The 26,272-nt window shown below is 64.1% G+C and carries 20 protein-coding genes; 11 read left to right on the top strand and 9 right to left on the bottom strand.

Translation table 11 applies throughout. The annotated features are described in order from the left end of the window. Positions 1-14 precede the first annotated feature (14 nt). The 3 genes from XH89_RS05165 to XH89_RS05155 all read right to left on the bottom strand — a co-directional run bounded on the left by XH89_RS05165 (position 15) and on the right by XH89_RS05155 (position 5,076). Positions 15-1,202 carry an acetyl-CoA C-acyltransferase gene (locus XH89_RS05165; protein ID WP_194466039.1) on the bottom strand — a complete coding sequence of 396 codons (1,188 nt, stop codon included), beginning with the start codon at positions 1,200-1,202 and terminating at the stop codon, positions 15-17. Beyond that, positions 1,199-2,881, bottom strand: a complete 1,683-nt coding sequence (gene pimA, locus XH89_RS05160; protein ID WP_194466038.1) for a dicarboxylate--CoA ligase PimA — start codon at positions 2,879-2,881, stop codon at positions 1,199-1,201. The genes XH89_RS05165 and pimA overlap by 4 nt, the downstream gene beginning before the upstream one ends. A 98-nt stretch (positions 2,882-2,979) precedes the next feature. Next, entirely contained in the window at positions 2,980-5,076 is a 2,097-nt protein-coding gene (locus XH89_RS05155; RefSeq protein ID WP_194466037.1) for a 3-hydroxyacyl-CoA dehydrogenase NAD-binding domain-containing protein, read from the bottom strand. A 130-nt stretch (positions 5,077-5,206) separates the two neighbouring features. On the opposite strand from XH89_RS05155, the gene XH89_RS05150 reads away from it, so the two are divergent. The 11 genes from XH89_RS05150 to XH89_RS05100 all read left to right on the top strand — a co-directional run bounded on the left by XH89_RS05150 (position 5,207) and on the right by XH89_RS05100 (position 19,065). Then, complete coding sequence (locus tag XH89_RS05150) at positions 5,207-6,073, top strand: IclR family transcriptional regulator (protein WP_194468375.1); 867 nt, start codon at positions 5,207-5,209, stop codon at positions 6,071-6,073. Positions 6,074-6,139: 66 nt separating this feature from the next. Further along, on the top strand, positions 6,140-6,937 hold the full coding sequence (locus XH89_RS05145; RefSeq protein WP_194466036.1) for an ABC transporter ATP-binding protein: 798 nt from the start codon (positions 6,140-6,142) through the stop codon (positions 6,935-6,937). Further along, positions 6,934-7,647 (top strand): ABC transporter ATP-binding protein, encoded by a 714-nt coding sequence (locus XH89_RS05140; RefSeq protein WP_194466035.1) that lies wholly within the window; start codon positions 6,934-6,936, stop codon positions 7,645-7,647. The genes XH89_RS05145 and XH89_RS05140 overlap by 4 nt, the downstream gene beginning before the upstream one ends. Positions 7,648-7,659: 12 nt before the next feature. Further along, positions 7,660-8,538 carry a branched-chain amino acid ABC transporter permease gene (locus tag XH89_RS05135; RefSeq protein WP_194466034.1) on the top strand — a complete coding sequence of 293 codons (879 nt, stop codon included), beginning with the start codon at positions 7,660-7,662 and terminating at the stop codon, positions 8,536-8,538. A gap of 2 nt (positions 8,539-8,540) precedes the next feature. Next, entirely contained in the window at positions 8,541-9,557 is a 1,017-nt protein-coding gene (locus XH89_RS05130) for a branched-chain amino acid ABC transporter permease (RefSeq protein WP_194466033.1), read from the top strand. A gap of 40 nt (positions 9,558-9,597) precedes the next feature. Further along, positions 9,598-10,827: an ABC transporter substrate-binding protein gene (locus XH89_RS05125; protein WP_194466032.1), complete on the top strand. Its 1,230-nt coding sequence runs from the start codon at positions 9,598-9,600 to the stop codon at positions 10,825-10,827. A gap of 119 nt (positions 10,828-10,946) precedes the next feature. Next, entirely contained in the window at positions 10,947-12,173 is a 1,227-nt protein-coding gene (locus XH89_RS05120) for an ABC transporter substrate-binding protein (protein WP_194466031.1), read from the top strand. 371 nt (positions 12,174-12,544) lie between these two features. Then, positions 12,545-13,774 carry an ABC transporter substrate-binding protein gene (locus XH89_RS05115; protein WP_194466030.1) on the top strand — a complete coding sequence of 410 codons (1,230 nt, stop codon included), beginning with the start codon at positions 12,545-12,547 and terminating at the stop codon, positions 13,772-13,774. Positions 13,775-13,985: 211 nt separating this feature from the next. Then, positions 13,986-15,215, top strand: a complete 1,230-nt coding sequence (locus XH89_RS05110) for an ABC transporter substrate-binding protein (RefSeq protein WP_194466029.1) — start codon at positions 13,986-13,988, stop codon at positions 15,213-15,215. A gap of 256 nt (positions 15,216-15,471) precedes the next feature. Next, the gene (locus XH89_RS05105; RefSeq protein ID WP_194466028.1) at positions 15,472-16,755 is read left to right on the top strand and encodes a glycerate kinase; all 1,284 of its coding nucleotides are present in this window, start codon (positions 15,472-15,474) and stop codon (positions 16,753-16,755) included. Positions 16,756-16,968: 213 nt separating this feature from the next. Next, positions 16,969-19,065, top strand: coding sequence for a bifunctional diguanylate cyclase/phosphodiesterase (locus XH89_RS05100; protein ID WP_194466027.1), 2,097 nt, complete (start codon positions 16,969-16,971; stop codon positions 19,063-19,065). A gap of 65 nt (positions 19,066-19,130) precedes the next feature. Here XH89_RS05100 and XH89_RS05095 read toward each other — a convergent pair whose 3' ends face one another. The 6 genes from XH89_RS05095 to hyfB are packed head-to-tail and all read right to left on the bottom strand — an operon-like array spanning position 19,131 to position 26,249. Next, the gene (locus XH89_RS05095) at positions 19,131-19,655 is read right to left on the bottom strand and encodes an NADH-quinone oxidoreductase subunit B family protein (RefSeq protein WP_194466026.1); all 525 of its coding nucleotides are present in this window, start codon (positions 19,653-19,655) and stop codon (positions 19,131-19,133) included. Between the two features lie 3 nt (positions 19,656-19,658). Then, on the bottom strand, positions 19,659-21,191 hold the full coding sequence (locus XH89_RS05090) for a nickel-dependent hydrogenase large subunit (RefSeq protein ID WP_194466025.1): 1,533 nt from the start codon (positions 21,189-21,191) through the stop codon (positions 19,659-19,661). A gap of 2 nt (positions 21,192-21,193) precedes the next feature. Beyond that, complete coding sequence (locus XH89_RS05085) at positions 21,194-22,633, bottom strand: hydrogenase 4 subunit F (protein WP_194466024.1); 1,440 nt, start codon at positions 22,631-22,633, stop codon at positions 21,194-21,196. After that, positions 22,630-23,292 carry a hydrogenase-4 component E gene (locus XH89_RS05080; protein WP_194466023.1) on the bottom strand — a complete coding sequence of 221 codons (663 nt, stop codon included), beginning with the start codon at positions 23,290-23,292 and terminating at the stop codon, positions 22,630-22,632. The genes XH89_RS05085 and XH89_RS05080 overlap by 4 nt, the downstream gene beginning before the upstream one ends. 3 nt (positions 23,293-23,295) lie before the next feature. Then, complete coding sequence (locus XH89_RS05075; protein WP_194466022.1) at positions 23,296-24,252, bottom strand: respiratory chain complex I subunit 1 family protein; 957 nt, start codon at positions 24,250-24,252, stop codon at positions 23,296-23,298. Beyond that, on the bottom strand, positions 24,249-26,249 hold the full coding sequence (hyfB, locus tag XH89_RS05070; RefSeq protein ID WP_194466021.1) for a hydrogenase 4 subunit B: 2,001 nt from the start codon (positions 26,247-26,249) through the stop codon (positions 24,249-24,251). The genes XH89_RS05075 and hyfB overlap by 4 nt, the downstream gene beginning before the upstream one ends. Positions 26,250-26,272 lie beyond the last annotated feature (23 nt).

Here is a 26,272-nt window from a genome sequence, read left to right as displayed (position 1 = left end):
GATCCTCCTCTGAATTACTGCAAAATCTCAAACAGCCCGGCAGCGCCCATGCCGCCGCCGACGCACATGGTGACGACCGCGTACTTGGCCTTGCGGCGGCGGCCCTCGATCAAAGCGTGGCCGGTCAGGCGCGCCCCCGACATGCCGTAGGGATGGCCGACCGCAATCGCGCCGCCATTGACGTTGATCTTCTCGGGGTCGATGCCGAGCTTGTCGCGGCAATACAGCACCTGCACCGCGAAGGCTTCGTTGAGCTCCCAGAGGCCGATGTCGTCGACGGTGAGGCCATGACGCTTGAGCAGGCGCGGCACGGCGAAAACAGGGCCGATACCCATCTCGTCAGGCTCGCAGCCGGCGGAGACGAAGCCGCGGAAGATGCCGAGCGGGTTGAGGCCGCGCTTCGCCGCTTCCTTGTCGCTCATGATCACCGAGGCGCTGGCGCCGTCGGAGAGCTGGCTGGCATTGCCGGCGGTGACGGAGAAACCCTCGCCGCGCACCGGCTTGAGGCCGGCAAGGCCTTCAGCCGTGGTTTCGGGGCGCGGACCTTCGTCCTGCGACAGCGTCACTTCCTTCATCGAGACAGCGCCGGTCGCCTTGTCGGTCACAGCCATCTGCGTCGTGATCGGCGCGAGTTCGTCCTTGAACTTGCCGCCCTGCTGGGCCGCGGCGGTGCGGCGCTGGCTCTCCAGCGAATATTCGTCCTGGCGTTCGCGCGAGATGCCATAGCGCTTGGCGACGACCTCGGCGGTGTCGATCATGGGCATGTAGACCTCGCCCTTGATCTTGAGCAGCGCCGGGTCCTGGGCGTGGAAGCCGTTCATCTTGTCGTTCTGCACGAGCGAGATCGACTCGCCGCCGCCGCCGACCGCGACCTCGACGCCGTCGAAGATCACCGAGCGCGCGGCGAGCGCGATGGCCTGCAGGCCCGAGGCGCATTGCCGGTCGATCGTGGTGCCGGCGACGGTGACGGGCAGGCCCGCGCGGAGCAGCGCCTTGCGCGCGATGTTGCCGCCGGTTGCGCCCTGCTGGAGTGCTGCACCCATCACGACATCCTCGATCTCCTTCGGATCGACTTTTGCGCGCGCGACGGCCTCACCAATCGCGTGGCCCAGCAGCGTGGCGCCCTCGGTGGCGTTGAGCATGCCGCGATAGGCCTTGCCGATCGGCGTGCGGGCGGTGGAAACGATGACGGCGTCGGTCAAGAGCGACCTCCTGATGCAGTTTGGGTGGATTGTGATGGTTTCTGCTGCTGGCGCAATTCGTGGCGCGACAGCTTCCCGACCGGCGTGCGCGGCAGGTCGTCGACGAACTCGACCGCGGCCGGCATTTCGTGCTTGCCGACCTTCCCGGCGAGCTGCGCCCGCAGCTCGTCGAGCGAAAACGGCTTGGCGTCAGGCTTCAGCTTGATGAAGGCCTTGGCGGCCTCGCCGCGGTACTGGTCGGGGATGCCGAGCACGATCACCTCGTGCACGCCCGGAACCGTGTAGATCGCCTGCTCGATCATCTGCGGATAGACGTTGAAGCCACCGGAGATGATCATGTCCTTCTTGCGGTCGACCAGGAAGAAATAGCCGTCGCTGTCGACATAACCGATATCGCCGGTGAGGAAGCGGCCGTCGATGAAGGCCTCCGCGGATCCCGCCGGCTTGTTCCAGTACCCCTTGGTGACGTTCGGGCCCTTGATGCGGATTTCGCCGACTTCGCCCGGCGGCAGAACCTTGGTCGGGTCGTCGAGCGAGACGACGTCGAGCTCGACGCCCGGCAGCATCAGGCCGATCGAGCCCGGCTTGTCGGGACCTGCAGGCGGATGGCCGGTACCGGGCGAGCAGGTTTCGGTCATGCCCCAGCCGCTCCTGAGCTTCTTGCCGACCTTGCTCTCAAAGAACCTTGCGACCTCGACCGGCAGCGGCGCGCCGCCGGAGCCAATGGCATTGAGCGAGGAGAAGTCGCGCTTGTCGAGATTGGGCAGCGCGGCGATCGCGATCCACATCGTCGGTACGCCCGGGAAATAGGTCGCGCGCTTGACCTCGATGTCGCGCATCACCGCCTCGACGTCGAAGCGCTGGTGCAGCGAGATCAGATTGCCGCGGCGGAACGACGACAGCAGCACCACGGTGAGCGCAAAGATGTGGAACAGCGGCAGCACGCAGATCACGCGCTCGACCACGTCGCCGCGCGCGGCACGGGCCGGCTTGCCCCAGACGTCATAGATCGACACGGCCGAGGTCAGGTTGCCGTGCGTCAGCATGGCGCCTTTCGGCAGGCCGGTGGTGCCGCCGGTATATTGCAGCAGCGCGACGTCATCGACCGCCACGGCCGGCCACTCTGCCGGCAGCGGCGCGCCCTCGACGAAGGCCTTGAAGGTGATGATGCGCGGATCATCCGGAATCGCCACCTGCGGCGTGCCGACCTTGCCCCAATCGTCGTCCTCACAGACGACGAGGCGATCGATCAGCCCCTTCTCCAGGAGCTTCAGCGCGGTCGGCAGCAACGCCGCAAGGTTGGAGGTGACCAGCAGGCGCGAGCCGGAATCGGACACCTTGTGCGTCAGCGCGATTTCGCCGTCGAGCGGCGACAGATGCGCAACGCGGGCGCCTGCCTTCAGCGCGCCGAAGAAATTGACGGGATGGTCAGGCGTGTTGCCGAGGAATAGCGCGACCGACGTGCCCTTGCCGCAGCCGGCGCGGAGGAACGCAGCGGCCGCGCGCTCGGCCATGGCGGCGAGCTCGGTGTAGGTGATCGGGCGATCGCGAAATTCGAGCGCGGTGCGCGGGCCGTAATTTGCGGCAGCGGTCGAAAGCAGGTCAGGCAGCGTACCCTGGACGATGGTGTCGTCCCAATGCACGCCCTCAGGATAAAACTGTTCGCCGGGATGGGTCATTCTCTTGATTGCTTAAGCCAGCAACTAACGAAGACCGTCATTCCGGGGCGCGACGAAGTCGCGAGCCCGGAATGACGAGGGTTGAGATGAAGCGGCCATCAAGCCGCCTTCGACGCCGCGGCAAGCGAGGCGAAGGTCTTGCCTTCGGCAGCCAGCTTCTTCAGCAACGGCGCGGGCTCGAGGCTGGGGTCGTTGGTCTCCTTGGCGTAGTAGGAGAGACGATCGGCGATGTGCTTGAGGCCGACGCTGTCGGCCCAGAACATCGGGCCGCCGCGGTAGATCGGCCAGCCATAGCCATAGAGCCAGACCACGTCGATGTCGGAGGGACGCGCCGCGATGCCCTCTTCGAGGATCTTCGCGCCCTCGTTGATCATCGGGTACATCATGCGCTCGAGGATCTCGTCGTCACTGACGATCCGCTTCTTGCGGCCGAGGCGCAGCAGCGTCTCGTCGATCAGCTTCTCGACCTCGGGATCGGGCATCGGCGCGCGCGAGCCGGCTTCATACTTGTAGTAGCCCTTGCCGGTCTTCTGACCGAAGCGGCCTGCTTCGCAGAGCGCATCCGCAATCTCCGACTTGATGCCGCGGTCCTTGCGCGAGCGCCAGCCGATGTCGAGGCCGGCGAGGTCGCCCATCGCGAACGGGCCCATCGGCATGCCGAATTTTGTGACGACAGCGTCGACCTGCTGCGGCAGCGCGCCTTCGAACAACAGCTTCTCCGACTGCTTGCCGCGCTGGGCCAGCATGCGGTTGCCGACAAAGCCGTCGCAGACGCCGACCACAGCCGGCACTTTTGCAATTTTGCGCGCGATCGTCACAGCCGTGACGAGGGCATCCGGCGCGGTCTTGTCGGCGCGCACGATCTCGCACAGCTTCATGACGTTGGCCGGCGAGAAGAAGTGCATGCCGAGCACGTCCTGCGGACGCTTGGTCGCCTTCGCGATCTCGTCGATGTTGAGGTACGAGGTGTTGGAAGCGAGCACGGCGCCCGGCTTGGCATATTGGTCGAGCTTGCCGAACACTTCCTTCTTCACCGCCATGGTCTCGAACACCGCTTCGATGACGAGGTCGGCATCGCCGACATTTTCGATCCCGACGACGCCGTTGATCAGCGCCATGCGCTTGGCCGGCGCATCCGCCGGAATGCCACCGCGCGCTGCGGTCGCTTCCCAGTTCTTCTGCATGATGCCCAAGCCGCGCTTGAGCTGCTCTTCACCCGTCTCGATCAGGGTGACGGGAACGCCCGCGTTTGCAAACGACATCGCAATGCCGCCGCCCATGGTGCCGGCGCCGAGAATGGCCACGCGGTTGACCGGGCGGGACTTGGTGCCTTCAGGCACGCCCGCGATCTTGTTGGCCTCGCGCTCGGCGAAGAAGGCATAACGCTGCGCCTTGGACTGGTCGCTGGCGACGAGCTTGAGGAAGCCCTCGCGCTCCTTCTTCAGACCTTCGTCGAATGGGAAATCGATCGCATAGCCGACGGCATCGGCCGCGGCGAACGGGGCTTCCAGGCCGCGCGACTTCTTGGTCATGGCGGCGACCGCGTTGGTGAAGATCGAGCGGTCGGCCTTGGCCGCCGCGATCTTGGAATCGTCGTCGCGCAGGCGGCGCAGCGGGCGTTTCTCGGCCAGCAGCTTGCGGACGAAGGCTTCGCCACCCGATGCCGGCCCCTCGATGATCTCCTCGATCAGGCCGCTCTTCAGCGCTTCAGCAGCACCGATGGGATCACCGCCGACGATCATCTTGACCGCGAGCTCAGGGCCGACCGCACGCGGCAGGCGCTGGGTGCCGCCGGCCCCCGGCAGCAGGCCAAGCTTCACCTCGGGCAGGCCGAGCCTGGCCTCTTTCACCGCCACGCGGAAATGACAGGCGAGCGCGACCTCGAGGCCGCCGCCAAGCGCGGTGCCGTGGATGGCGGCAACCACGGGCTTGGGCGAATTCTCGATCTCGGACAGCACGTCGTTGAGCGCGGGCGCCTTCGGCGGCTTGCCGAATTCGGTGATGTCGGCGCCGGCAATGAAGGTGCGGCCGGCGCAGGTCAGCACGATGCCCTTGATGGCAGGGTCGGCGACCGCGGCCTTGATGCACTCCAGAATGCCGCCGCGGACCGCGGCGCTCAGCGCGTTGACCGGAGGGCTGTCGACCGTGACGATCCCGACTTCATCATGACGCTCAAGCTTGACCACTTCGCTCACGGTTTCCCTCCTTGGTGGGGATTTACTTTTATTCGATTTCGCGGTGCGGAATTTAATTCCGCATCTTGACGGCAGGGTTATTTTGAAGCACGGACGTTGTCAACGACTCCGCGCAAGAAGCAGATCAGGGATGAAGCGTACAGGAAAGAAGACTGCGACCGATCGGAATTTTGTCGTCGCGCTTTCCCGCGGACTAGATGTATTGCGCGCATTCCAACCCAGCGACGGACTTCTCGGCAACCAGGAAATCGCGGCGCGCACCAACCTGCCCAAGCCGACCGTTTCGCGGCTGACCTATACGCTGACGAAGCTTGGTTACCTGACGCCGGTTCCCCGCTTCGAGAAGTATCAGCTCGCACCGGCCGCGATGGCACTCGGTTACGCAGCGCTATCCAATCTCGGCGTTCGGCATTTGTCCGAGCCGTTTCGCGAGGAAGTGATGCGCGCGACCGGCGGGGCCGTCGCGATCGGCGGCCGCGACCGCCACAGCATGATCTATTTCGGGCAAAGCCGCGGCAGCGAGACGGTCGGCGTTCAACTGGACGTCGGCTCCCGCGTGCCGATTGCAACCAGCGCGATGGGTCGCGCCTATTTCTGGGCGCTCAACGACGAGGACCGTGCCGAAGTCACGCGCATTCTCCGGGAACATTACGGCAGCCGCTGGCCCAAGATGCGCGATGGACTGGAACGTTCCGGCGAGACGGTCGCGAAATACGGTTTCGCGATATCCGTCGGCGACTGGCATGACGACATCGGCGCTGCCGGCGTCGCGCTCAAGCTCAACGACGGCACCGGACCTTACGCATTCAATTGCGGTGCACCCGCATTCCGTTTCACGGAAGAGCGTTTGATCAACGACATTGGACCGCGCTTGCTGGCGATGGTAAGGAACATCGAAGCGGCACTTGGGGGTCTGATGCCGCAATCCAAAAAAGAAATCGGCAAAAAGCTGAAACCAGGAGGAAAAGTTGCGCGTGTGGCCGAGGGATTCAGATAGCCTTTGTCATTCCAGGGAGCGGTTCGCATCGCCCCTTCGCCCACTGATTGGTGTGGGCGAGACGAGATGACGCAGGCACAGCTCGCGCAGGGGACATCGCCTCTGCTCGCGGTTCGCGACGTCAGCGTCGTGTTCGGCGGCATCGTTGCGCTCAATGGCGTGTCCTTTGACATGCATAAGGGTGCCATCCTCGGACTGATCGGCCCGAACGGCGCCGGCAAGACCACGCTCTTCAACTGCCTCTCCCGCCTCTACCAGCCGTCATCAGGCGACATCCTGATGGAAGGCGTCAGCATTCTGTCGCGCCCGCCGCACCGCATCGCCGAGATCGGCATCGGCCGCACCTTCCAGAACGTGGCGCTGTTTCCGAACCTCTCGGTGATGGACAATGTCCGCGTCGGCACGCATGCGCGCACCTCTTCCGACATCATCAGCGACTCGCTGCGTCTCGCCTGGATTCGCCGCAGCGAAAGCAGCGTGAACAAGAAGGTGCACGAGATCCTCGCCTATCTCGATCTCGAGGACGTTGCCCACAGCACAGTGTCCGGCCTGCCCTTCGGCACGCAGAAGCGCGTCGAATTGGCGCGGGCGCTCGCGGCCGATCCGAAGATCCTGCTGCTCGACGAGCCCGCCGGCGGCCTCAACCATGAAGAGGTCTACGTCCTCGGCGATCTCATCCGCAAAATCCGGAACGAACGCCACATGACGGTGCTGCTGGTCGAGCATCACATGGGCCTTGTGATGTCGATCGCCGACCACGTCGTCGCGCTGAATTTCGGCAAGAAGCTCGCGGAAGGCACGCCCGCCCAGGTGCAGGCGGACCCCGACGTCATCAAGGCCTATCTCGGGAGCAAGGACCAATGACGACGCTGCTCAACGTCAAGGACCTGCGCGCCTATTACGGCCAGGTCCAAGCGCTTCATGGCCTCTCCTTCTCGCTCAGCGAGGGCTCGCTGACGACGCTGCTCGGGGCCAACGGCGCCGGCAAGACCACGACGCTGCGGGCGATCTGCAACATGGTGCGCTCCACCGGCGGCATCGAGTTCGACGGCAAGCCGCTGAACAACCGCTCGACCGAGAGCATCGTGCGCTTCGGCATCGCCCATGTGCCGCAGGGCCGCGGCACCTTCACCACCATGACGGTGGAAGAGAATCTCCAGCTCGGGGCCATCACCCGCAAGGATAATGCCGGCATCGTCTCCGACATCGAGCGCATGTATGCGTATTTTCCGGTCCTGAAGCAGCGCCACACCCAGCAGGCCGGCACGCTCTCGGGCGGCGAGCAGCAGATGCTCGCGGTGGCGCGCGCCTTGATGCTCCGCCCGCGCCTGATGCTGCTGGACGAGCCGTCCTTCGGCCTCGCGCCACTCGTGGTCCGCGACCTGTTCGGCATCCTCGGCAAGATCAACCGCGAGGACAAGGTGTCGATCCTGGTGGTCGAGCAGAACGCCCAGCTCGCGCTCGAGCTCGCTGACCAGGCCTATGTGATCGAGACCGGCCGCATCGTGATGTCGGGCAATGCCAAGGACATCGCGAACAACGAAGAAATCCGCAAATCCTACCTGGGTTACTGAGGAGCCGGCACGATGGAGCTGTTTACCAACCAGGTCCTGGCCGGCATTGCGACCGGCGCGATCTACGCCTGCATGGCGCTCGCCGTGGTCATGATCTACCAGGCGATCGACCATCTCAACTTCGCGCAAGGCGAGATGGCGATGTTCTCGACCTTCGTGTCCTGGCAGCTGATGCAGTGGGGCGTGCCGTATTGGGGCGCCTTCGTGATCACGCTGGCGTTCGCCTTCGTCGGCGGCATCGTGATCGAGCGCGTTCTGTTCAAGCCGCTCGCCAAGGCGCCGATCCTGACCAATGTCGCAGGCTTCATCGCGCTGTTTTCGATCATCAATTCCTCCGCCGGCCTGATCTGGGACTTCACCATCAAGCAATATCCGACCCCGTTCGGCTCCTCGCCGTTCCTCGGCAGCCAGCTCATCTCGACCCACCAGGCGGGCATGATCGGCGTCACCGTGCTGCTCTTGATCGGCCTGTTCTTCTTCTTCCAGTACACCCGGATCGGACTTGCGATGCGGGCCGCCGCCTCGCTGCCTGAATCGGCCCGTCTCGTCGGCATCAATACAAGCTGGATGATCGCGCTCGGCTGGGGCATGGCCTCCGCGATCGGTGCCATTGCCGGCATGCTGATCGCCCCGGTCGTGTTCCTCGAGCCCAACATGATGGGCGGTGTCTTACTCTACGGCTTCGCCGCGGCCGTGCTCGGCGGATTGACCAGCCCGTTCGGCGCCGTGGTCGGCGGCTTCCTGGTCGGCATCTTCGAGAACCTCGCCGGCACCTACATCCCCGGCGTCGGCAATGAGCTGAAACTCCCGATCGCGCTCGCGCTGATCATCTCCGTCCTGGTCGTCAAACCCGCTGGTCTGTTCGGCCGGCACATCGTCAAGCGAGTTTGATCATGAGCGCTGTCGAAGACGTCGTCACGGAAGCCCCTGCCGTCGAGGCCGTGCCGAAGCGGGCCATGACGCTGGGCACAGGCACCTCGGTGGTGGTGCTGCTGCTTCTCCTTGTCGTGCCGGTGTTCGCGAAGAATTTCGTGATCTTCCAGCTGACCCAGCTGCTCTATCTGGGCCTCGCGGTGCTGGCGCTCAACATCCTGACCGGCGGAAGCGGCCAGTTCTCGCTCGGCCAGAGCGCGTTCTACGGCATCGGTGCCTACATCACCGCCGTGATGATGGAGCAGTTCAACGTTCCCTATTTCCTCTGCCTGCCGGTCGCGGGCGTGCTCTGCTTCGGCGTAGGCTTCCTGTTCGGCCAGCCGGCGCTGCGGCTCTCCGGCGTTTATCTCGCGCTCGCGACCTTCGCGCTCGCCACCGCGATGCCGCAGCTGCTCAAGCTGAACTTCCTCGAGCCATGGACCGGCGGCGTGCAGGGCCTCGTCGTCACCAAGCCGGACGCGCCGTTCGGGCTGAAGATGTCGCAGGACATGTGGCTCTATTACTTCACGCTCGTCGTCGTGCTCGCGATCTACATCTTTTCGGTCAACCTCTTGCGCTCCCGCTCAGGCCGCGCCTTCATGGCGATCCGCGACAATGAGATCGCGGCCTCCGCCATGGGCGTCAATGTCGCGCTGTACAAGACGCTCGCATTCGGCGTCTCCGCCGGCATCACCGGCGTTGCCGGCGGCCTCAGCGCCATCGCGGTGCAGTTCGTCGCGCCCGACAGCTTCACCATCACGCTCTCGATCCAGCTGTTCCTCGGCATGGTCGTCGGCGGCGTCGGCTGGCTCCCGGGCTCGATCGTCGGTGCCGCCTTCATCATCTTCGTGCCTAATATCGCCGAGGGCATTTCCAAGGGCCTCTCCGGCGCCGTGTTCGGCGTGCTGCTGTTCCTCGTGATCTACCTCGTACCGCATGGCGCAAGGCAGGTCGCGATCCTGGGCCAGCAATTCGCCGGACGGCTCAGACGAAACTGACCCTATCACCAAGACTGTTGCTTCAACCAAGGAGACCCAATTGCTTTTCGGAAGAACACTACGAACCGCCGCACTCGCAACGGCGGTCGCCACGCTCGCCTCCAGCGCCGCCTTCGCCCAAAAGAAATACGACACCGGCGCATCCGATACCGAGATCAAGATCGGCAACATCATGCCGTACAGCGGCCCGGCGTCGGCCTACGGCATCATCGGCAAGACCGAAGAAGCCTATATCAAGATGATCAACGACAAGGGCGGCATTAACGGCCGCAAGATCGTCTACGTCACCTATGACGACGGCTATTCGCCGCCCAAGGCAGTCGAGCAGGTCCGCAAGCTGGTCGAGAGCGACGAGGTGCTCGCCGTGTTCAACCCGCTCGGCACGCCGTCCAATAGCGCGATCCAGAAGTACCTGAACGCCAAGAAGATCCCGCAGCTATTCGTCGCCACCGGCGCCACCAAATGGAACGACCCGAAGGGCTTCCCCTGGACCATGGGCTGGCAGCCCTCCTACCAGAGCGAAGCGCAGATCTATGCGAAATGGCTGCTGAAGGAGAGGCCCGACGCCAAGATCGCGATCCTCTACCAGAACGACGATTTCGGCAAAGACTACCTCAAGGGCACCAAGGACGGCCTTGGCGCCAAGGCGTCTTCCATGATCATCATGGAAGAGAGCTACGAGGTCTCCGAGCCGTCGATCGACGGCCACATCGTCAAGATCAAGGCCGCCAATCCCGACGTGCTCGTGATCTACACGACGCCGAAGTTCGGCGCCCAGACCATCAAGAAGACCGCCGAGCTCGGCTGGAAGCCGCTCGAGATCATCACCAACGTATCGGCCTCGGTCGGCAGCGTGATGAAGCCGGCCGGCTTCGAGGCCGCTCAGGGCGTGCTGTCGGCGGCGTATGCCAAGGACGGCGCCGATCCGCGCTGGAACGACGATCCCGGCATGAAGAAGTGGTCCGAGTTCCTCGACAAGTACATGCCCGGCGCCGACAAGACCGACGCCAGCATCGTCTACGGCTACGGCGCCGCACAGACGCTGGTCAAGGCGCTGGAGATGTGCGGCGACGACCTGACCCGTGCCAACCTGATGAAGCAGGCCGCCAGCCTGAAGGATTTCGAGCCGGACACTCTCCTGCCCGGTATCAAGATCAACACCGGTCCGAACGACTTCGCCCCGATCAGCCAGCTGCAGATGCAGCGTTTCAAGGGCGAGAAATGGGAACAGTTCGGCGACATCCTGAGCGGCGACATCGCTCCGGAATAGCGCGTCGTCGCAATAGTCCAAATTGACAAGGCCCCCGCGGACGATCGCGGGGGCTTTTTGTTGACGTCATGGATCAATCTTGTTCAATGCGACGCCGATCCAGGTGAGGTGGGAGAGCAATGGCGGTCGTTCGATTTCAGGTTGCGGCGCTTTCGGCTGCATTCGCGTTGTGCACTGCGATAAGCAATCCCGCGCTGGCGCAGAAGAGCTACGACAGCGGCGCCTCCGACACCGAGATCAAGATCGGCAACATCATGCCCTATAGCGGCCCGGCCTCCGCCTATGCCGTGATCGGCAGGGCCGAGGAGGCCTATTTCAACAAGGTCAATGCCGACGGCGGCATCAACGGCCGCAAGATCAAGTTCATCTCGTATGATGACGCTTATTCGCCGCCCAAGACGGTGGAGCAGGCGCGTAAGCTGGTCGAGAGCGACAACGTGCTCCTGATCTTCGGCTCGCTCGGCACCTCCACCAACGGCGCCATCCGCAAATACATGAACGAGAAGAAGGTGCCGCAATTGTTCGTGGCAAGCGGCGCCTCGAAGTGGAACGACCCCAAGCAATATCCCTGGACCATGGGCTGGCAGCCGAGCTACGCCAGCGAGGCCAGGATCTATGCCAAGTACATCATGAAGGAGAAGCCCGACGCGAAGATCGGCGTGCTCTTCCAGAACGACGATTTCGGCAAGGACTATCTGAAGGGCCTGAAGGACGGGCTCGGGCCCAAGGCCTCGATGATCGTGCTGGAGGAGCCTTACGACACCTCGGAGCCTGCGGTCGACGAACATGTGGTCAAGCTGAAGGCCGCCGCCGTCGACGTCTTCATCAGCATCACCACGCCGAAATTCGCTGCGCAAGCGATCAAGAAGGCGGCCGAGATCAACTGGCACCCCCTCCACATCATCTCCAACGTCTCGGCCTCGGTCGGCGGCGTGATCGAGCCGGCGGGCTTCGAGATCTCGCAAGGCATCCTGTCGGCCAGCTACATCAAGGACGGCTCCGACCCGGAATGGAACGCCGATGACGGCATGAAGAAGTTCTACAATTTCATTGCGCAATACGATGCCAAGGCCAACAAGCTCGATGCCGGCGTGGTGTTCGGCTATGCGGCCGCACAGACCATGGTGAAGGTGCTGCAGATGTGCGGCGACGACCTCACGCGCGAGAACGTCATGAAGCAGGCCGCCTCATTGAAGGATTTCGTGCCCGATACGCTGCTGCCCGGCATCAAGATCAACACCGCAGCCGACAATTTCGCGCCGATCGAGCAGCTCCAGATGATGCGGTTCAAGGGCAAGGCCTGGGAATTGTTCGGCGATATCATCTCGAGTGATCTTGGCCGCTAGCATCCTGCGCCTCGCAAGCATAGATCGACACGCGCAGTCCACGCAACTTTCACTAACTTCCTCCCGGGCCACACCAAAGTTTCGGTTCGGCAGGGAATTCGGCGTCGCCTGAAAGACTTGCTGCAAAGCAAGACGCGAGCACGCCGCGGCTCCGTTACCGTCGCCCTGGCTCGACACGCCTGACAACAACATCCCGGCGCCTTCGACACCGCCCGCGACCATTCGACTAAAGATAAATCCTCGGCGCGGCCTTCTCACGGGTCCTTTCCTTGCTGGCGATGTGGGAAGGGCATTGAATGTTGCCCGGAGCCACCAACGAGCTCCCGATCAGCAAGCAGCGACACATTCAACGGATCCAAGGAGATCAGCACATGGATTCCATCCGCATGCGGAGGGGAGCCTTTTCGGCTACCCTGGCACTCGCCGTCACGCTGTCTACGGCGGCACTCGCCCAGAAGAAATACGACACCGGTGCGACCGATACCGAGATCAAGATCGGCAACATCATGCCCTACAGCGGGCCCGCGTCCTCCTACAGCGTGATCGGCAAGACGGAAGCCGCCTACTTCGACAAGGTCAACGCCGAAGGCGGCATCAACGGCCGCAAGATCAATTTCATCTCGTATGACGACGGCTACTCGCCGCCGAAGACGGTCGAGCAGGCCCGCAAGCTGGTCGAGAGCGACGAGGTGCTGTTCATCTTCAACTCGCTCGGCACGCCGCCGAACTCGGCGATCCACAAATACATGAACACGAAGAAGGTGCCGCAGCTCTTCGTGGCCACCGGCGCTACCAAGTGGAACGACCCCAAGGAATTCCCGTGGACCATGGGCTGGCAGCCCAACTACCAGAGCGAAGCGCGCATCTACGCGAAGTACATCTTGCAGAACATGCCCAACGCCAAGATCGCGGTGCTCTATCAGAACGACGATTACGGCAAGGACTACCTCAAGGGCCTGAAGGACGGGCTTGGCGCCAAGGCCGCCTCGATGATCGTCGCGGAGGAGAGCTACGAGACGACCGAGCCGACCATCGATTCGCACATCCTCAAGCTGAAGGCCTCCGGCGCCGACGTTTTCTTCGACGCGTCGATTCCGAAGTTCGCGGCCCAGGCCATCAAGAAGATCGCCGAGATCGAATGGAAACCGACCCACTTCCTCAACAACGTCTCTTCCTCGATCGGCGCCACGATCAAGCCGGCTGGGATGGAGGCCTCGCAGGGCATCATCTCGTCGGCCTACATCAAGGATCCGACCGACCCGCAATGGAAGAACACCGACGACGTGAAGGCCTGGAACGCGTTCCTGGACAAGTATTACCCCGAGGCCAATCGCACCGACGCCAACGTCATGTACGGCTACGCGGTGTCCCAGAGCCTGGTCCAGGTGCTCAAGCAATGCGGCGACGACCTGACGCGCGCGAACATCATGAAGCAGGCGGCCAACGTCAAGAATGCCACGGTCGGCGGCCTGTTGCCGGGCGTCCAGATCAACACCAGCCCGACCGATTTTGCCCCCATTTCGCAGCTGCAACTCATGCGGTTCAAGGGAGTCACCTGGGAGCTGTTTGGTGACGTGATCAGCGGCGACGTCAGTGGTTAACGGGAGGCTACGCCTCCGCAATAGGAGGAGGCGCCGGCTATCGGCGTGTGAGAGCCGAACCTGACTACTAAAGCAGCAGCCCCTGCGACTTGGTCGCAGGGGCTTTTTCTTGAAGGGAGCCGCCAAATCGTATTCAATCGCCGGCGCGTCACCAAAAACTCTCAAAAGAAAAAGGGCGCACACACACCAAGAAAAAATCAGGGAGATTGGAATGCCTGCTGTCACCAGCAAATTTGCGGCTGCGTCCCTTGCGCTCACGCTGTTCGCGGCCTCGACCACATCGGTTCTTGCCCAGAAGAAATACGATACCGGCGCGACCGATACCGAGATCAAGATCGGCAACATCATGCCCTACAGCGGACCGGCCTCCGCCTACGGCATCATCGGGCGAACCGAAGCCGCCTATTTCAAGAAGATCAACGACGAAGGCGGCATCAACGGCCGCAAGATCAACTTCATTTCCTACGACGACGCCTACTCACCGCCGAAGACGGTCGAGCAGGCGCGCAAGCTGGTCGAGAGCGACGAGGTGCTGTTCATCTTCAATTCGCTCGGCACGCCGCCGAACTCGGCGATCCACAAATACATGAACTCGAAAAAGGTGCCGCAGCTGTTCGTCGCCACCGGCGCCACCAAATGGAACGACCCGCAGAACTTCCCCTGGACCATGGGCTGGCAGCCCAACTATCAGAGCGAGACGCAGATCTATGCGAAATGGCTGCTCAAGAACAAGCCAGACGCCAAGATCGCCGTGCTCTACCAGAATGACGATTACGGCAAGGACTATCTGAAGGGCCTCAAGGACGGGCTCGGATCCAAGGCATCCTCGATGATCGTTGCGGAGGAGAGCTATGAAACCTCCGAGCCGACGGTCGACAACCACATCGTCAAGCTGAAGTCGACCGGTGCCGATGTCTTCATGAACATCACGACGCCGAAATTCGCCGCGCAGGCGATCAAGAAGAACGCCGAGATCGGCTGGAAGCCGCTTCACTTCCTCAACAACGTCTCCGCCTCCGTCGGCAGCGTGATGAAGCCCGCCGGCTTTGAGAACGGCCAGGACATCATCTCGGCCGACTATCTCAAGGACGTGTCCGATCCGGAATGGAAAAACGATGCCGGCATGAAGGAGTTCATGGCCTTCATGGACAAATACTTCCCGGAGGGCGACAAGCTCGACAAGGGCACCATCGTCGGCTTTGCGGTGGCACAGACGCTGGTCCACGTGCTGAAGCAGTGCGGCGATGATCTCACCCGCGAGAACATCATGAAGCAGGCAGCCAGCATGAAGGACTTCCGCACCGAGGCGCTGCTGCCTGGCATCAAGATCAACACCGGCCCGAACGACTTCGCGCCGATCAGCCAGCTCCAGCTCGAGAAGTTCAAGGGCGAGCGCTGGGAACTGTTCGGCGACGTGATCAGCGCCGACGCCGGCGGCTAGCTTCTTGTTTTGACGCCTTTGCTTGACGCAAACCGGGATCAACTTCGAAGACGCTAACCTTCATATGAGACGATAACGAGCCCCCTGCGAGATGATCGCAGGGGGCTTTGCTTGTGGCCGATTATCATCACGCGATTGCACAATCGAATGATGGTAATGCCTGCTTACCCTTTGGTCCCCGATGCGCTAGGCAAGGGAATGGCGAGGTTCTCGCCACAGCTTTAGTCTGCCCAAAAGTCTGCTGAAGGCCATCGTCATGACCGACCGACGCCCCCTGCTCCGCGCGCTCTACGACGCCGCCGTTGCCGCCGCCCATCCCAGCACGATCCTGGCGCCGCACTTGCGTCCCGTGCCCAGGGGACGCGTGATCTGCCTTGCCGCAGGCAAGGGCGCCGCCGCGATGGCCGCCGCCGCGGAGCGGCACTATCTCGACACGCTCAAGCTTGCGCCGGAACGGCTTGTCGGCATCGCCACCACGCGCCACGGCTACGGCGTGCTGACGCGCCGCATCCGAATCGTCGAGGCCGGCCATCCCGTGCCCGATGAGGCTGGCCTCAAGGGCGCGGCCGACACGCTGGCGCTCGCCAGCGAGGCCGGACCTGACGACCTGCTGCTGGTGCTGCTCACCGGCGGCGGCTCGGCGAACTGGATCGCGCCGGTGAACGGGATCAGCTTTGCGCAGAAGCAAGCGGTGAACAAGGCCCTGCTGCGCTCGGGCGCGCCGATCGGCGAGATGAACACCGTGCGCAAGCATCTGTCGCGCATCAAGGGCGGACGGCTGGCGCGCGCCGGCAAGAATGCCGCCGAGATCGTGACGCTCGCGATCTCCGACGTGCCGCATGACGACGCTTCCGCGATCGCCTCGGGTCCGACCGTGCCCGATCCGACCACGCTTGCCGATGCACGCGCGATCGTGGCGAAATACAAGCTCGCCATCGACGACGCCGTAGCCTCCGCGCTCGACGATCCCGCCAATGAAAGCTGCAAGCCCGATGATGCCGCCTTCGCACGCGCCTCGTTCGAACTGATCGCGCGCCCGAAGCAGTCGCTCGAGGCCGCAGTGAAACGCGCCAAGGACGCCGGTTACGAGACCATCGATCTCGGCGCCGATCTCGAAGGCGAGGCGCGCGAGGTCGCCGCCGATCACGCCAGGCTGGCGCTCCAGGCCCGCGCGCAAGGCAGGCGCGTCGCGATCCTCTCCGGCGGGGAGCTTACCGTGACGGTGCGCGGCAATGGCCGCGGCGGCCCCAACCAGGAATACGCGCTGGCGCTCGCCTCTCTGTTGAAGGACACGCAAGATATCTCGGCGCTAGCCGGCGATACCGACGGCGCCGACGGCGGCGCCGGCCATCCCACCGACCCCGCCGGCGCGCTGATCGACGCCGTGACCTTCGCCAAGATGAAGGCCCAGGGGCTCGCGCCGCAGGCCTATCTGGAGAACAATGACGCGACGTCGTTCTTCGAGGCGACGGGCGATCTGCTCCAACCCGGCCCGACCCTGACCAATGTGAACGACATCAGGGTGATCTTGGTGGATTGAGGCGGGCGGAGCGTGCGCTGCGTCCGTGATCCCTCAGACGTCCCGCATATGCTTAACGCGGGGTTTACGGAGGCCTCTTCGGCCGCATGACGACGGATTTCTTAACGCGAAATTCGTTGCAACTCCAGCAAGCTGCCCGCGCAAGGGGCAGATCATGGCGATCGTTCACCTGACTCTGCTCTAATGGCGCCGCGCTTGAGGAGGGCAGGACTCATGGACGATCGTGCCAGGCTGGTCGGAAGCCTCGACCCGCTCGTCCTTGGCGGGCTGCTCGACCAGGCCGTCAACAGCCTCCGGCTCGGCATCATCCTCTTCAACGGGAACCGCGAGGTCGTCTACTGCAACCGCCGCTACGCGGACATGTACGGGCTTTCGCCGGAGCAGGTGCAAGCGGGCACGCCGGTCAGTGACCTGATCGAGCATCGTCTCAAGCTTGGGCTGAAGATCCGCGGCGAAGCCGATGCCTATATCCGCTCCCGGACCGAGGGCATGGTCGTCAGCGAACGAACCGTGCAGGAATTCGCGGACGGTCGGATCATCGCCTACACCGTCCTTCCCCTGCCGGATGGCGGCGGCATGGCCACCCACGAGGACATCACCGAGCGCGAGGAGCTCAGCGCGCGGCTGCAACAGCGCAACATGCAGTTCGACATCGCAATCAACAACATGCCGCACGGGCTGTGCTTCTTCGACGCAAGCCACCGGCTGATCGTGTGCAACAGGGACTTCATCGACATGTACGGGCTGCCGCCCGAGCGCGTCCGCCCCGGCACGCCGCTGTCGGACATCGTCGACATGCGCTTCGAGGCCGGCAGCGTGCCCGCGATGACGCGGGACGAATACATGAAGTGGCGAACCGGCGTCGTCGTCTCGGCCGAGCCCGTCGACAGCATCATCGAGATGCGCAACGGACGCACCTTCAAGGTGCGCCATCGCCCGATGCCGGATCTCGGCTGGGTGGCAACCCACGAAGACATCACCGAGCAGCGCCAGGCCGAGCTCAGAATCGCATATATGGCGCATCACGACGCGCTGACCGACCTTGGCAATCGCACCCTGCTCAACCAGCGGCTCGCGCAGGCGTTTGCGTCGGGGCAGGCGTTCGCCGTGCATCACATCGACCTCGACAAGTTCAAATCGGTCAACGATACGCTCGGCCATCATGCCGGCGACGCCCTGCTCAAAGGCGTCGCCGAGCGCCTGCGCCGTCTCGCCCGTCCGGGCGATACGATCGCCCGGATGGGGGGCGACGAATTCGTCGTGCTGCAGACCCCGATCGAGGGCGCAGACGAGGCACGCGTTCTCGCGCAGCGGATCATCGTGCAGATGGCGGCCCCCTTCGAGATCGACGACGGGCAGACCATCGCGGGCGCGAGCATCGGCATCGCCATTGCGCCGGCCGACGGCGCGACGTCAGAGCAGTTGCTGCGCAATGCGGACCTTGCGCTTTACCGGGCCAAGAGCGACGGCAGGGGCACGTACCGCCTGTTCGAACCCGCCATGGACGAGCAGGTGCAAAACCGCCGCGCGCTCGAGCTCGATCTGCGCAAGGCGCTCGTCGGCGGCGAATTCGAGCTGCACTACCAGCCGCTGGTGAGGAGCCAGAACGGCGAGATCAGCGGCTTCGAGGCCCTGATCCGCTGGCGGCATCCGCAGCACGGGCTGATGGCGCCGGGCAGCTTCATTCCGCTCGCGGAGGAAATCGGCCTGATCGTGCCGATCGGCGAATGGGTCATCCGGCAGGCGTGCAGGACCGCGAGCCGCTGGCCCAAGCACCTTCATGTCGCCGTCAACATTTCCGCGGTGCAGTTCCGCTATGCCGGCCTCGCCGAGGTGATCGTCGGCGCGCTCGCCGCCGCCGGGCTGGAGGCCAACCGGCTCGAGATCGAGATCACCGAGAGCGTCCTGTTGCAGGACAAGGAAGGGACGCTGGCGATCCTGCACAGGCTGCGCGAGCTCGGAGTCCGGATCGCGATGGACGATTTCGGCACCGGCTACTCGTCGCTGACCTACCTGCAATGTTTCCCGTTCGACAAGATCAAGATCGACCGTTCTTTCGTGCGCGACGTCGCGACCGATGCCGGTTCGCTCAACATCGTGCGGGCGATCACGGCGCTCGCGAACGGGATGGGAATGACGGCGACCGCCGAAGGCGTCGAGACGCGCGAGCAGCTCGACCGCGTCGCGGCGGAGGGTTGCTCGGAGATGCAGGGCTATCTGTTTAGCCGCCCCCTGCCCGCGGACGAGATCGAGCGCCGTTTCCTCTCCGCCGACATCCCCGTGCTGCGTGACCGGTTCGCCGCAGCGTAATCGCCTCCAATCATCCTGCCAAGACATTCGCGTCATTCCGCAATGACGGAGTGTGTCGGCGCGGCTTACCGCTTGCCGCTGACGTGCTCCAGCAGCGCGAGCAGGCCCTTCAACAGGTCCGTCGGCGACGGCGGGCAGCCCTTGATGTGCAGATCCACCGGAACGGTCTCGGATACGCCGCCGACGCAGGCGTAGCTGCCTCTGAAAATGCCGCCGTCGATCGCGCAGCCGCCGACCGCGACGACCCATTTCGGATCGGGTGTCGCGTTGTAGGTCCGCTCCAGCGCCTGTCGCATGTTCTTCGTCACGGGACCTGTGACCAGCAGCACGTCGGCATGGCGTGGCGAGGCGACGAAGCGCAGGCCGAAACGTTCGACGTCGTAGAAGGCGTTGGACAGCGCGTGGATCTCCAGTTCGCAGCCGTTGCAGGACCCGGCATCGACCTCGCGAATGGCAAGAGAACGCCCAAGCCTGGCCTGGGCGGCGCGATCGACTTTCGCGGCAAGCTCGGCCAGCGCCGAATCGTCCGGCGCCGGCGCCGGCTCCGTCAGCGAACCATGGGTGAGGCTTTCGAGCAGGGTCTTGCGCATGGCTTAGAGGTCCGCGCCCGAATAGGAACAGTTGAACGACTTATTGCAGAGCGGGAAGTCGGCGATGATGTTGCCCTCGATCGCGGTTTCCAGCAGCGGCCACTGGAACCACGACGCATCGCGCAGGTGGCAGCGTTCGACGCGCAACTCGCCATCGAGCCGCAGCCACGCCAGAACGTCGCCGCGGAACGCTTCCGTCAGCGCCAGACCTTCACATCCGCCGCGCCCCGCCGCCGGCGCGGTCCTGATCTCGCCCGGCTCCATCAGGTCGAGAATCTGTGCGATCAGTCCAACGCTCTGCTCGACCTCGCGGATTCGGATCCAGACCCGCGCGTTGACATCGCCGGTATCCAGCACCGGCACCTCGAACGACAATTCATCGTAGGGCGCGTAAGCAAGTGTGCGGCGTGCATCGAAGCCGCGGCCCGAGGCGCGGCCGACATAGCCGCCGGCGCCGAACTGCCGCGCATAGTCCGCCTTCACGATGCCCGTGGTGACGGTGCGGTCCTGCAAGGATGCGGTGTTGTCGTAGAGCTCGATCAGGCGCGGGAATACCTTGTTGATTTCCGCAAGCAGCGTTCGCAACGCCATGAGACCGTCCGCTGCGATGTCGCGCGCCACGCCACCGGGCACGACGACGTCCATCATCAGCCGATGGCCGAACGCCGCATCCGCAGCGCGCAGGGTCCGCTCGCGCAAGATGCCCGTCTGGGCATGCATCAGCGCGAATGACGCATCGTTGCAGATCGCTCCAATGTCGCCGAAATGATTGGCGAGCCGTTCCAGTTCCGCCATCAGCGCCCGCAAATGATTCGCGCGCCGCGGCACCTGGATGTCGAGCGCCGCTTCCGCCGCCCGGGCAAAGGCGAAGGCGTAGGCCACCGCGCTGTCGCCGGAGGTACGGTTGGCGAGCTTTGCCGCGGCCTCGAGGTCAGCGCCCTGCATCAGCTGCTCGATGCCCTTGTGGGTGTAGCCGAGCCACTGCTCCAGCCGCACCACATGCTCGCCATTGGCGGTGAAGCGGAAATGGCCGGGCTCGATGATCCCGGCATGTACGGGGCCGACCGCGACCTGGTGCAACGCCTCGCCCTCGGCCGGAAGGAACTGGTATGGCCGCACGTCGCGCGATGCGTTGCGGCCGGAGAGCGGATAGGATTGGCCCCAGGCATGGTGATCGAGCCATGGCCGCAAATCTGGCCGCAAATCTGGCCGCAGATCGTCAGCGCCATCTGGAACAAGCCCGAACAGATCATGGATCGTCCGTTCCAGCCGAAGCGCGGGCGGATGACGGCTGGCGACGCTCGGAAATGCGCCGGCCGTACACTCGTAGGTGACGACCGCGATCTCGGCCGAGCCGCCATCGAGCATTGCCATATGCACTGCGGTCGGCTCGCCCCAGAAGCCGAGCAGTGTGAGGCCTCCCTCGACCAGTCGATCGATCGCCGCCTGCCAGCCCACCTCCGTCACGACTGCGCGCGGCCAGGGCCGGTGCGACGGCACCGCATGAACATGGGGGATGCTGTCGAGGATGCCCATCGCTACCCTAGGAGCTTTGCGACGTTCTGAAAGCCGGCGACCAGCCCCGGCGGCAGATAGATGCCGGCCATCAGCACCAGCGCAAGATGCGTGAACATTGGCACATAGGACGCCTCCGCCGGCGCAGTCGGTCCCTTGGGTTCGCCGAACATCACAGAGCCGACGCGCAGCAGGAGGCCACCGAGCGCGATGATGATGCCGAGCACCAGGATGACCGTCAGCCAGGGCGCGTGCGAGAAGGTCGAGCTCACCACCAGGAACTCGCTCATGAAGATGCCAAGCGGGGGCAACCCGACGATGGCGACGACGCCGAGCATCAATCCCCAGCCGAGCACGGGATTGGTCATCGTAAGTCCCCCGATGTCGGCGATCTTCTGGGTGCCCTTGACCTGGGCGATGTGGCCGACGGCGAAGAAGATCGCCGACTTGGTCAGCGAATGCATGGTCATGTGGAGGAGGCCGGCAAAATTCGCCAGCGGCCCGCCCATGCCGAAGGCGAAGACGATGATGCCCATGTGCTCGATCGAGGAATAGGCGAACATGCGCTTGATGTCGCGGCGGCGGTAGAGCATCAGCGAAGCGAAGATCACCGAGATCAGGCCCATCGTCGCCATCAACGGCCCCGGCGCAATGGCCGCGAGATTGACCGCGAGCATCATCTTGAAGCGCAGGAGCGCATAGAGCGCGACGTTGAGCAGGAGGCCGGAGAGCACCGCCGAGATCGGCGTCGGGCCCTCCGCATGGGCGTCCGGCAGCCAAGCGTGCAGGGGCGCGAGGCCGACCTTGGTGCCGTAGCCGAGCAGGAGGAAGACGAAGGCGACGTTGAGCAGTGCCGGGTCGAACTGTGCGGCGTGCTTCACCAGCACCGTCCACACCATGCCGTCGAGCCCCTCGCCGACCACGGGGCGCGCCGCCATATAGACCAGGATGGTCCCGAACAGCGCCAGCGCGATGCCGACGCTGCCGAGAATGAAATATTTCCAGGCTGCTTCCAGCGCCTCGTGGGTGCGGTAGATGCCGACCATCAGCACGGTCGTCAGCGTCGCCACTTCAACTGCGACCCACATCAGGCCGATATTGTTGGCGACGAGCGCGAGGTTCATCGCGAACATCAGCGTCTGATACATTGCGTGATAAAAGCGCAGGAACGCCGGCGTCAGGCGCCCGATCTCGATCTCGTGCTGGATATAGCTCGCGCTGAATACCGATGTGGTGAAGCTCACGAAGGTGGTCAACACGATGAAGACCTTGTTGAGGTCGTCCACCAGCAGATACTGCCCTGACACCGGCTCGACCACGAACAGCGAAAGCGAGGTCAGGAAGGTCGCGAGTGCCGCCACCACATTCAGCTTCGCCGTTTGCCTATAGCCCGGCAAGATCGCCAGCAGCGCCGCCGAGACGGCCGGGATCACGAGGATGGCGCTGAGGACGTCGATGCTCATCGCCGCTCTCCACGAAAACGATCGAGCGCCTGAACGTCCACGCTGTCAAAGCGCTCGCGGATGCGGAACAGGAAGATGCCGATCACGATGAAAGCGATCAGCACCGAGAAGGCGACGCTGATCTCGACCACCAGCGGCATGCCCTTTGCACCGGTCGCCGCCAGCACCAGCCCATTCTCCAGCGACATGAAGCCGACGACCTGACTCACGGCGTTGCGCCGCGTCACCATGATCAGGAGCCCCAGCAGCACCACCGACAGCGCGAAGGCAAGGTCCTCGCGTGCGAGCGCGTCGGCGCCCGGCGTCACCCGCAGCATCACCACCATCGACAGCGCGACGAGACCGATGCCGGCCATCATGGTCAGCCCGATCCCGATCACGTTCTCGATCTCACGGTGGATGCCGAGCCGCTTGATGATCCGGTGCAGCGCCACCGGAATGATGATGGCCTTGAACACCAGCGCGATCAGCGCCGTGAGATAGAGATGCGGCGCTTGCTGCACATAGGCCTGCCACGCCACCGACAGCGCCAGCACGCCGGCATGCAGCGCATAGACGTTGAGCAGCGCGTAGAGCCGGTCCTGGTAGAGCATCATGAAGCTCGCCAGCACGAGGGAGCCGGCGAGCAAGTGGGCGATGTCGAATTGCAGGCTGCTCATCTGTCAGAGGCTCCCCGACACGAACCGCAACAGGGTGGCGAGCAATGCCAGCATCAGCGCCGCGCCCAGGAACTCGGGAATCCGGAACACGCGCATCTTGGCGATTGCGGTTTCGAACACGGCGAGCAAGAAGCCAAGGACCGTCAGCTTGCCGACATAGAGCAGTGCGCCGAAGACCATCCTGGCAACGCTCGCGTCCGCACTCGCCATCCCCCATGGCAGGAACACGCAGGCGATCAGCGATACGTAGAGAAGGAGCTTGAGCTGCGACGACAGATCGATCAGCGCGAGATGTCGCCCCGAATATTCCAGCACCATGGCCTCGTGCACCATGGTGAGCTCGAGATGAGTGGCGGGGTTGTCGACGGGGATACGGGCATTTTCGGCCAGCGCCACGATGGTCAATGCCACGAACGCCATGCCCAGCGACACGCGCAGGCCGACAGCGTCCGAGCCCATGAACTCGGCCACGTAGGCGAGCTGTGTAGAGCCGGCGATCATCGCAACCGAGAACACCGTGATCAGCATCGCGGGCTCGGCGAGGGAGGCGATCATGACCTCGCGGCTGGAGCCGATGCCGCCGAAGGCGGTGCCGACATCCATGCCGGCGAGCGCCTGGAAGAAACGGGCGCTGCCGAGCAGCGCAATGATGGCGATGAGATCGGCGGTCCAGGAGAACAGGAGCCCGTTGCCGAAAGTCGGCACCAACGAGACCGCGACCCAGGTTCCTGCGAACATCAGATAGGGAATGACGCGGAACAGCCATGATGCATTGTCCGCGAGCACGACGTCCTTGCGCATCAGGCGAATGAGGTCGCGATAGGGCTGGAGCAGTGGCGGCCCGCGCCGGCGCAGCAGCCGCGCCTTCACCTTGCGCACGAACCCCGTCAGCAGCGGCGCTAGGCCCAACACCAGCAACATCTGGGCGCCCTGGGAGAGGATGTCGCGCAGCGCATTCATAGTGCCACCACCAACAGCAGCACGATCAGCGCCACGAAGACCAGCGTCAGGTAGCGGCGGATGGTGAGAAACTGGAGGATATTGATGCGGTCCGTCGCAAAGCCGACGACCTTCGCGATCGGCGCGTACAGCATATCCCAGATCAAATCGTGCAGTTCGACCCGGAGCCGCGCAGGGCGCGGCGAGGACGGCGGCGGCATCTCGCCGATCTCGCGCGCGGCAAAGATGACGCTGCCGAACACGCGGCGGATCGGCTGCGAGAAGCTGGAGGCCGAGTACTGGATCGCCGGGTTTGGATCAGGATAGCCGCAATCCCAGGCCGGTGCGCGGCGCAAGCGGTCGGAGGCGAGACGGTGAATGGCCGACGCCGCCGCCGTGCCGCAGAGTGCTGCGAACACGAACACCAGAAGGCCGTTATAGGAGCTGCGGCTTTCCGCGATCGGCACGATGGTGAGCCACTGCAATCCGACCTGATGTGGCATGACGTTACCGACCATGTCCTTGCTCACCGGCGCTAGCGCGTCGATGAGCAGCCCGGGCAGGATGCCGGCAATGAGGCAGAAGGCGGCGAGCAGGAGCATCGCGGTCAGCGAAAAACGGTCGGTCTCATGCGCTGACGCGGCGACATCCGAACGCGGCCGGCCGAGGAAGCTGATGCCATAGAGCTTGACGAAGCAGGCCGCGGCAAAGGCGGCCGCGAGCGCCAGCAGACCGCCGACCGCCGGAATCGCCAGCTTGAGGCCCCAGGAGGGCAGTTGCGGTGACAGCAAAATCGCCTGGAAGGTCAGCCATTCCGAAACGAAGCCGTTGAACGGCGGCAGTGCCGAGATCGCGACGCAGCCGACCAGCACCGCGAACGCCGTCTTCGGCATGCGATGGATCAGCCCGCCGAGCTTCTCCATGTCGCGCTCGCCGGTTGCTCCCAGCACCGCGCCGGCGCCAAAGAACAACAGGCTCTTGAACAGCGCATGATTGAAGACGTGCAGCATCGCCGCCGTGAAAGCCAGCGCCGCCACCCAGTCGAGCCCTTGCGCCTTGAAAGCCAGCGCCAGCCCGAGGCCGGTGAAGATGATGCCGATGTTCTCTATCGTCGAATAGGCGAGCACGCGCTTGATATCGCGCTGCATCAGCGCATAGAGCACGCCCAGTGTCGCCGTCGGACCGCCCACCAGCAGCAGCACCATGCTCCACCACCACACCGGTTCGGGCAGAAGATCAAACACGATGCGCACGAAGCCGTAGACGGCGACCTTGGTCATGACGCCGCTCATGAGGCCGGAGACATGGCTGGGTGCAGCCGGATGGGCGAGCGGCAGCCAGGCATGCAGCGGCACCAAGCCGGCCTTGGAGCCGGCGCCCAGCAGCACGAGGATCATCACCATGCCGGTCAGCGCAGCGGAAGGATGCGAGGCTCGGATCGCATCGAAATCGTAACCGGCGCCGCTCGCGAGCAGGCCGAAGGCGAGCAGCAGCGCCAGCGTGCCGAAACTCGCCATCAGAAGATAGACGTAGCCGGCGCGGACATTCTCGGCTTCCCGGTGATGCGACACCACCAGCGCCCAGGAGGTCAGCGACATGAATTCCCAGGCGACCAGGAAGCTGAAGGCATCGTTTGCAAGCACGACGACGTTCATCGCTGCGAGATAGGCAGGATAGAACGGCAGCACGCGGCCGGGGGCGTCCTCGTGCTGGCCGTAACCGAGCGCGAACAGGCTCGCGGCGGCGCCGCCGAGATTGACGACGACGAGGAAGAAGGCGGACAGCGCATCGAGCCGGAAATGGGCACCGAGCCAGGGCAGACCGATCGGCAGTGTTGCGCTCAACACGGGATGGGCGGGATCGAGCAAATGAAGGAGCGCGGTGGCGCAGAGCGCCGCAGTGATGACGAGGCAGGCGCCATAGAGCACGACCGAGCCGCGCGGACGCATCGACAGCGCTATTCCGGCCGGCGCCAGCGCCAGCAGAGCCGCCACTGACCATAGCGCCATCGCGATCATGGCCGCTCCCGGATCATGATCTG

Source organism: Bradyrhizobium sp. CCBAU 53340 (genome assembly GCF_015291645.1).
Taxonomy (GTDB): domain Bacteria; phylum Pseudomonadota; class Alphaproteobacteria; order Rhizobiales; family Xanthobacteraceae; genus Bradyrhizobium.
Note: the sequence above shows the minus strand (reverse complement) of the source record. Positions and strands in the feature narration are given on the sequence as shown.

Bases quoted from the DNA above. Each gene is read 5' to 3' on its own strand.
- XH89_RS05140 (WP_194466035.1), top strand. From the start codon at position 6,934: ATGACGACGCTGCTCAACGTCAAGGACCTGCGCGCCTATTACGGCCAG.
- XH89_RS05135 (WP_194466034.1), top strand. From the start codon at position 7,660: ATGGAGCTGTTTACCAACCAGGTCCTGGCCGGCATTGCGACCGGCGCG.
- pimA (WP_194466038.1), bottom strand. From the start codon at position 2,881: ATGACCCATCCCGGCGAACAGTTTTATCCTGAGGGCGTGCATTGGGAC.
- XH89_RS05095 (WP_194466026.1), bottom strand. From the start codon at position 19,655: ATGCGCAAGACCCTGCTCGAAAGCCTCACCCATGGTTCGCTGACGGAG.
- XH89_RS05090 (WP_194466025.1), bottom strand. From the start codon at position 21,191: ATGGGCATCCTCGACAGCATCCCCCATGTTCATGCGGTGCCGTCGCAC.
- XH89_RS05115 (WP_194466030.1), top strand. From the start codon at position 12,545: ATGGATTCCATCCGCATGCGGAGGGGAGCCTTTTCGGCTACCCTGGCA.
- hyfB (WP_194466021.1), bottom strand. From the start codon at position 26,249: ATGATCGCGATGGCGCTATGGTCAGTGGCGGCTCTGCTGGCGCTGGCG.
- XH89_RS05150 (WP_194468375.1), top strand. From the start codon at position 5,207: ATGAAGCGTACAGGAAAGAAGACTGCGACCGATCGGAATTTTGTCGTC.
- XH89_RS05105 (WP_194466028.1), top strand. From the start codon at position 15,472: ATGACCGACCGACGCCCCCTGCTCCGCGCGCTCTACGACGCCGCCGTT.
- XH89_RS05145 (WP_194466036.1), top strand. From the start codon at position 6,140: ATGACGCAGGCACAGCTCGCGCAGGGGACATCGCCTCTGCTCGCGGTT.
- XH89_RS05100 (WP_194466027.1), top strand. From the start codon at position 16,969: ATGGACGATCGTGCCAGGCTGGTCGGAAGCCTCGACCCGCTCGTCCTT.
- XH89_RS05130 (WP_194466033.1), top strand. From the start codon at position 8,541: ATGAGCGCTGTCGAAGACGTCGTCACGGAAGCCCCTGCCGTCGAGGCC.
- XH89_RS05085 (WP_194466024.1), bottom strand. From the start codon at position 22,633: ATGAGCATCGACGTCCTCAGCGCCATCCTCGTGATCCCGGCCGTCTCG.
- XH89_RS05080 (WP_194466023.1), bottom strand. From the start codon at position 23,292: ATGAGCAGCCTGCAATTCGACATCGCCCACTTGCTCGCCGGCTCCCTC.
- XH89_RS05110 (WP_194466029.1), top strand. From the start codon at position 13,986: ATGCCTGCTGTCACCAGCAAATTTGCGGCTGCGTCCCTTGCGCTCACG.
- XH89_RS05120 (WP_194466031.1), top strand. From the start codon at position 10,947: ATGGCGGTCGTTCGATTTCAGGTTGCGGCGCTTTCGGCTGCATTCGCG.
- XH89_RS05075 (WP_194466022.1), bottom strand. From the start codon at position 24,252: ATGAATGCGCTGCGCGACATCCTCTCCCAGGGCGCCCAGATGTTGCTG.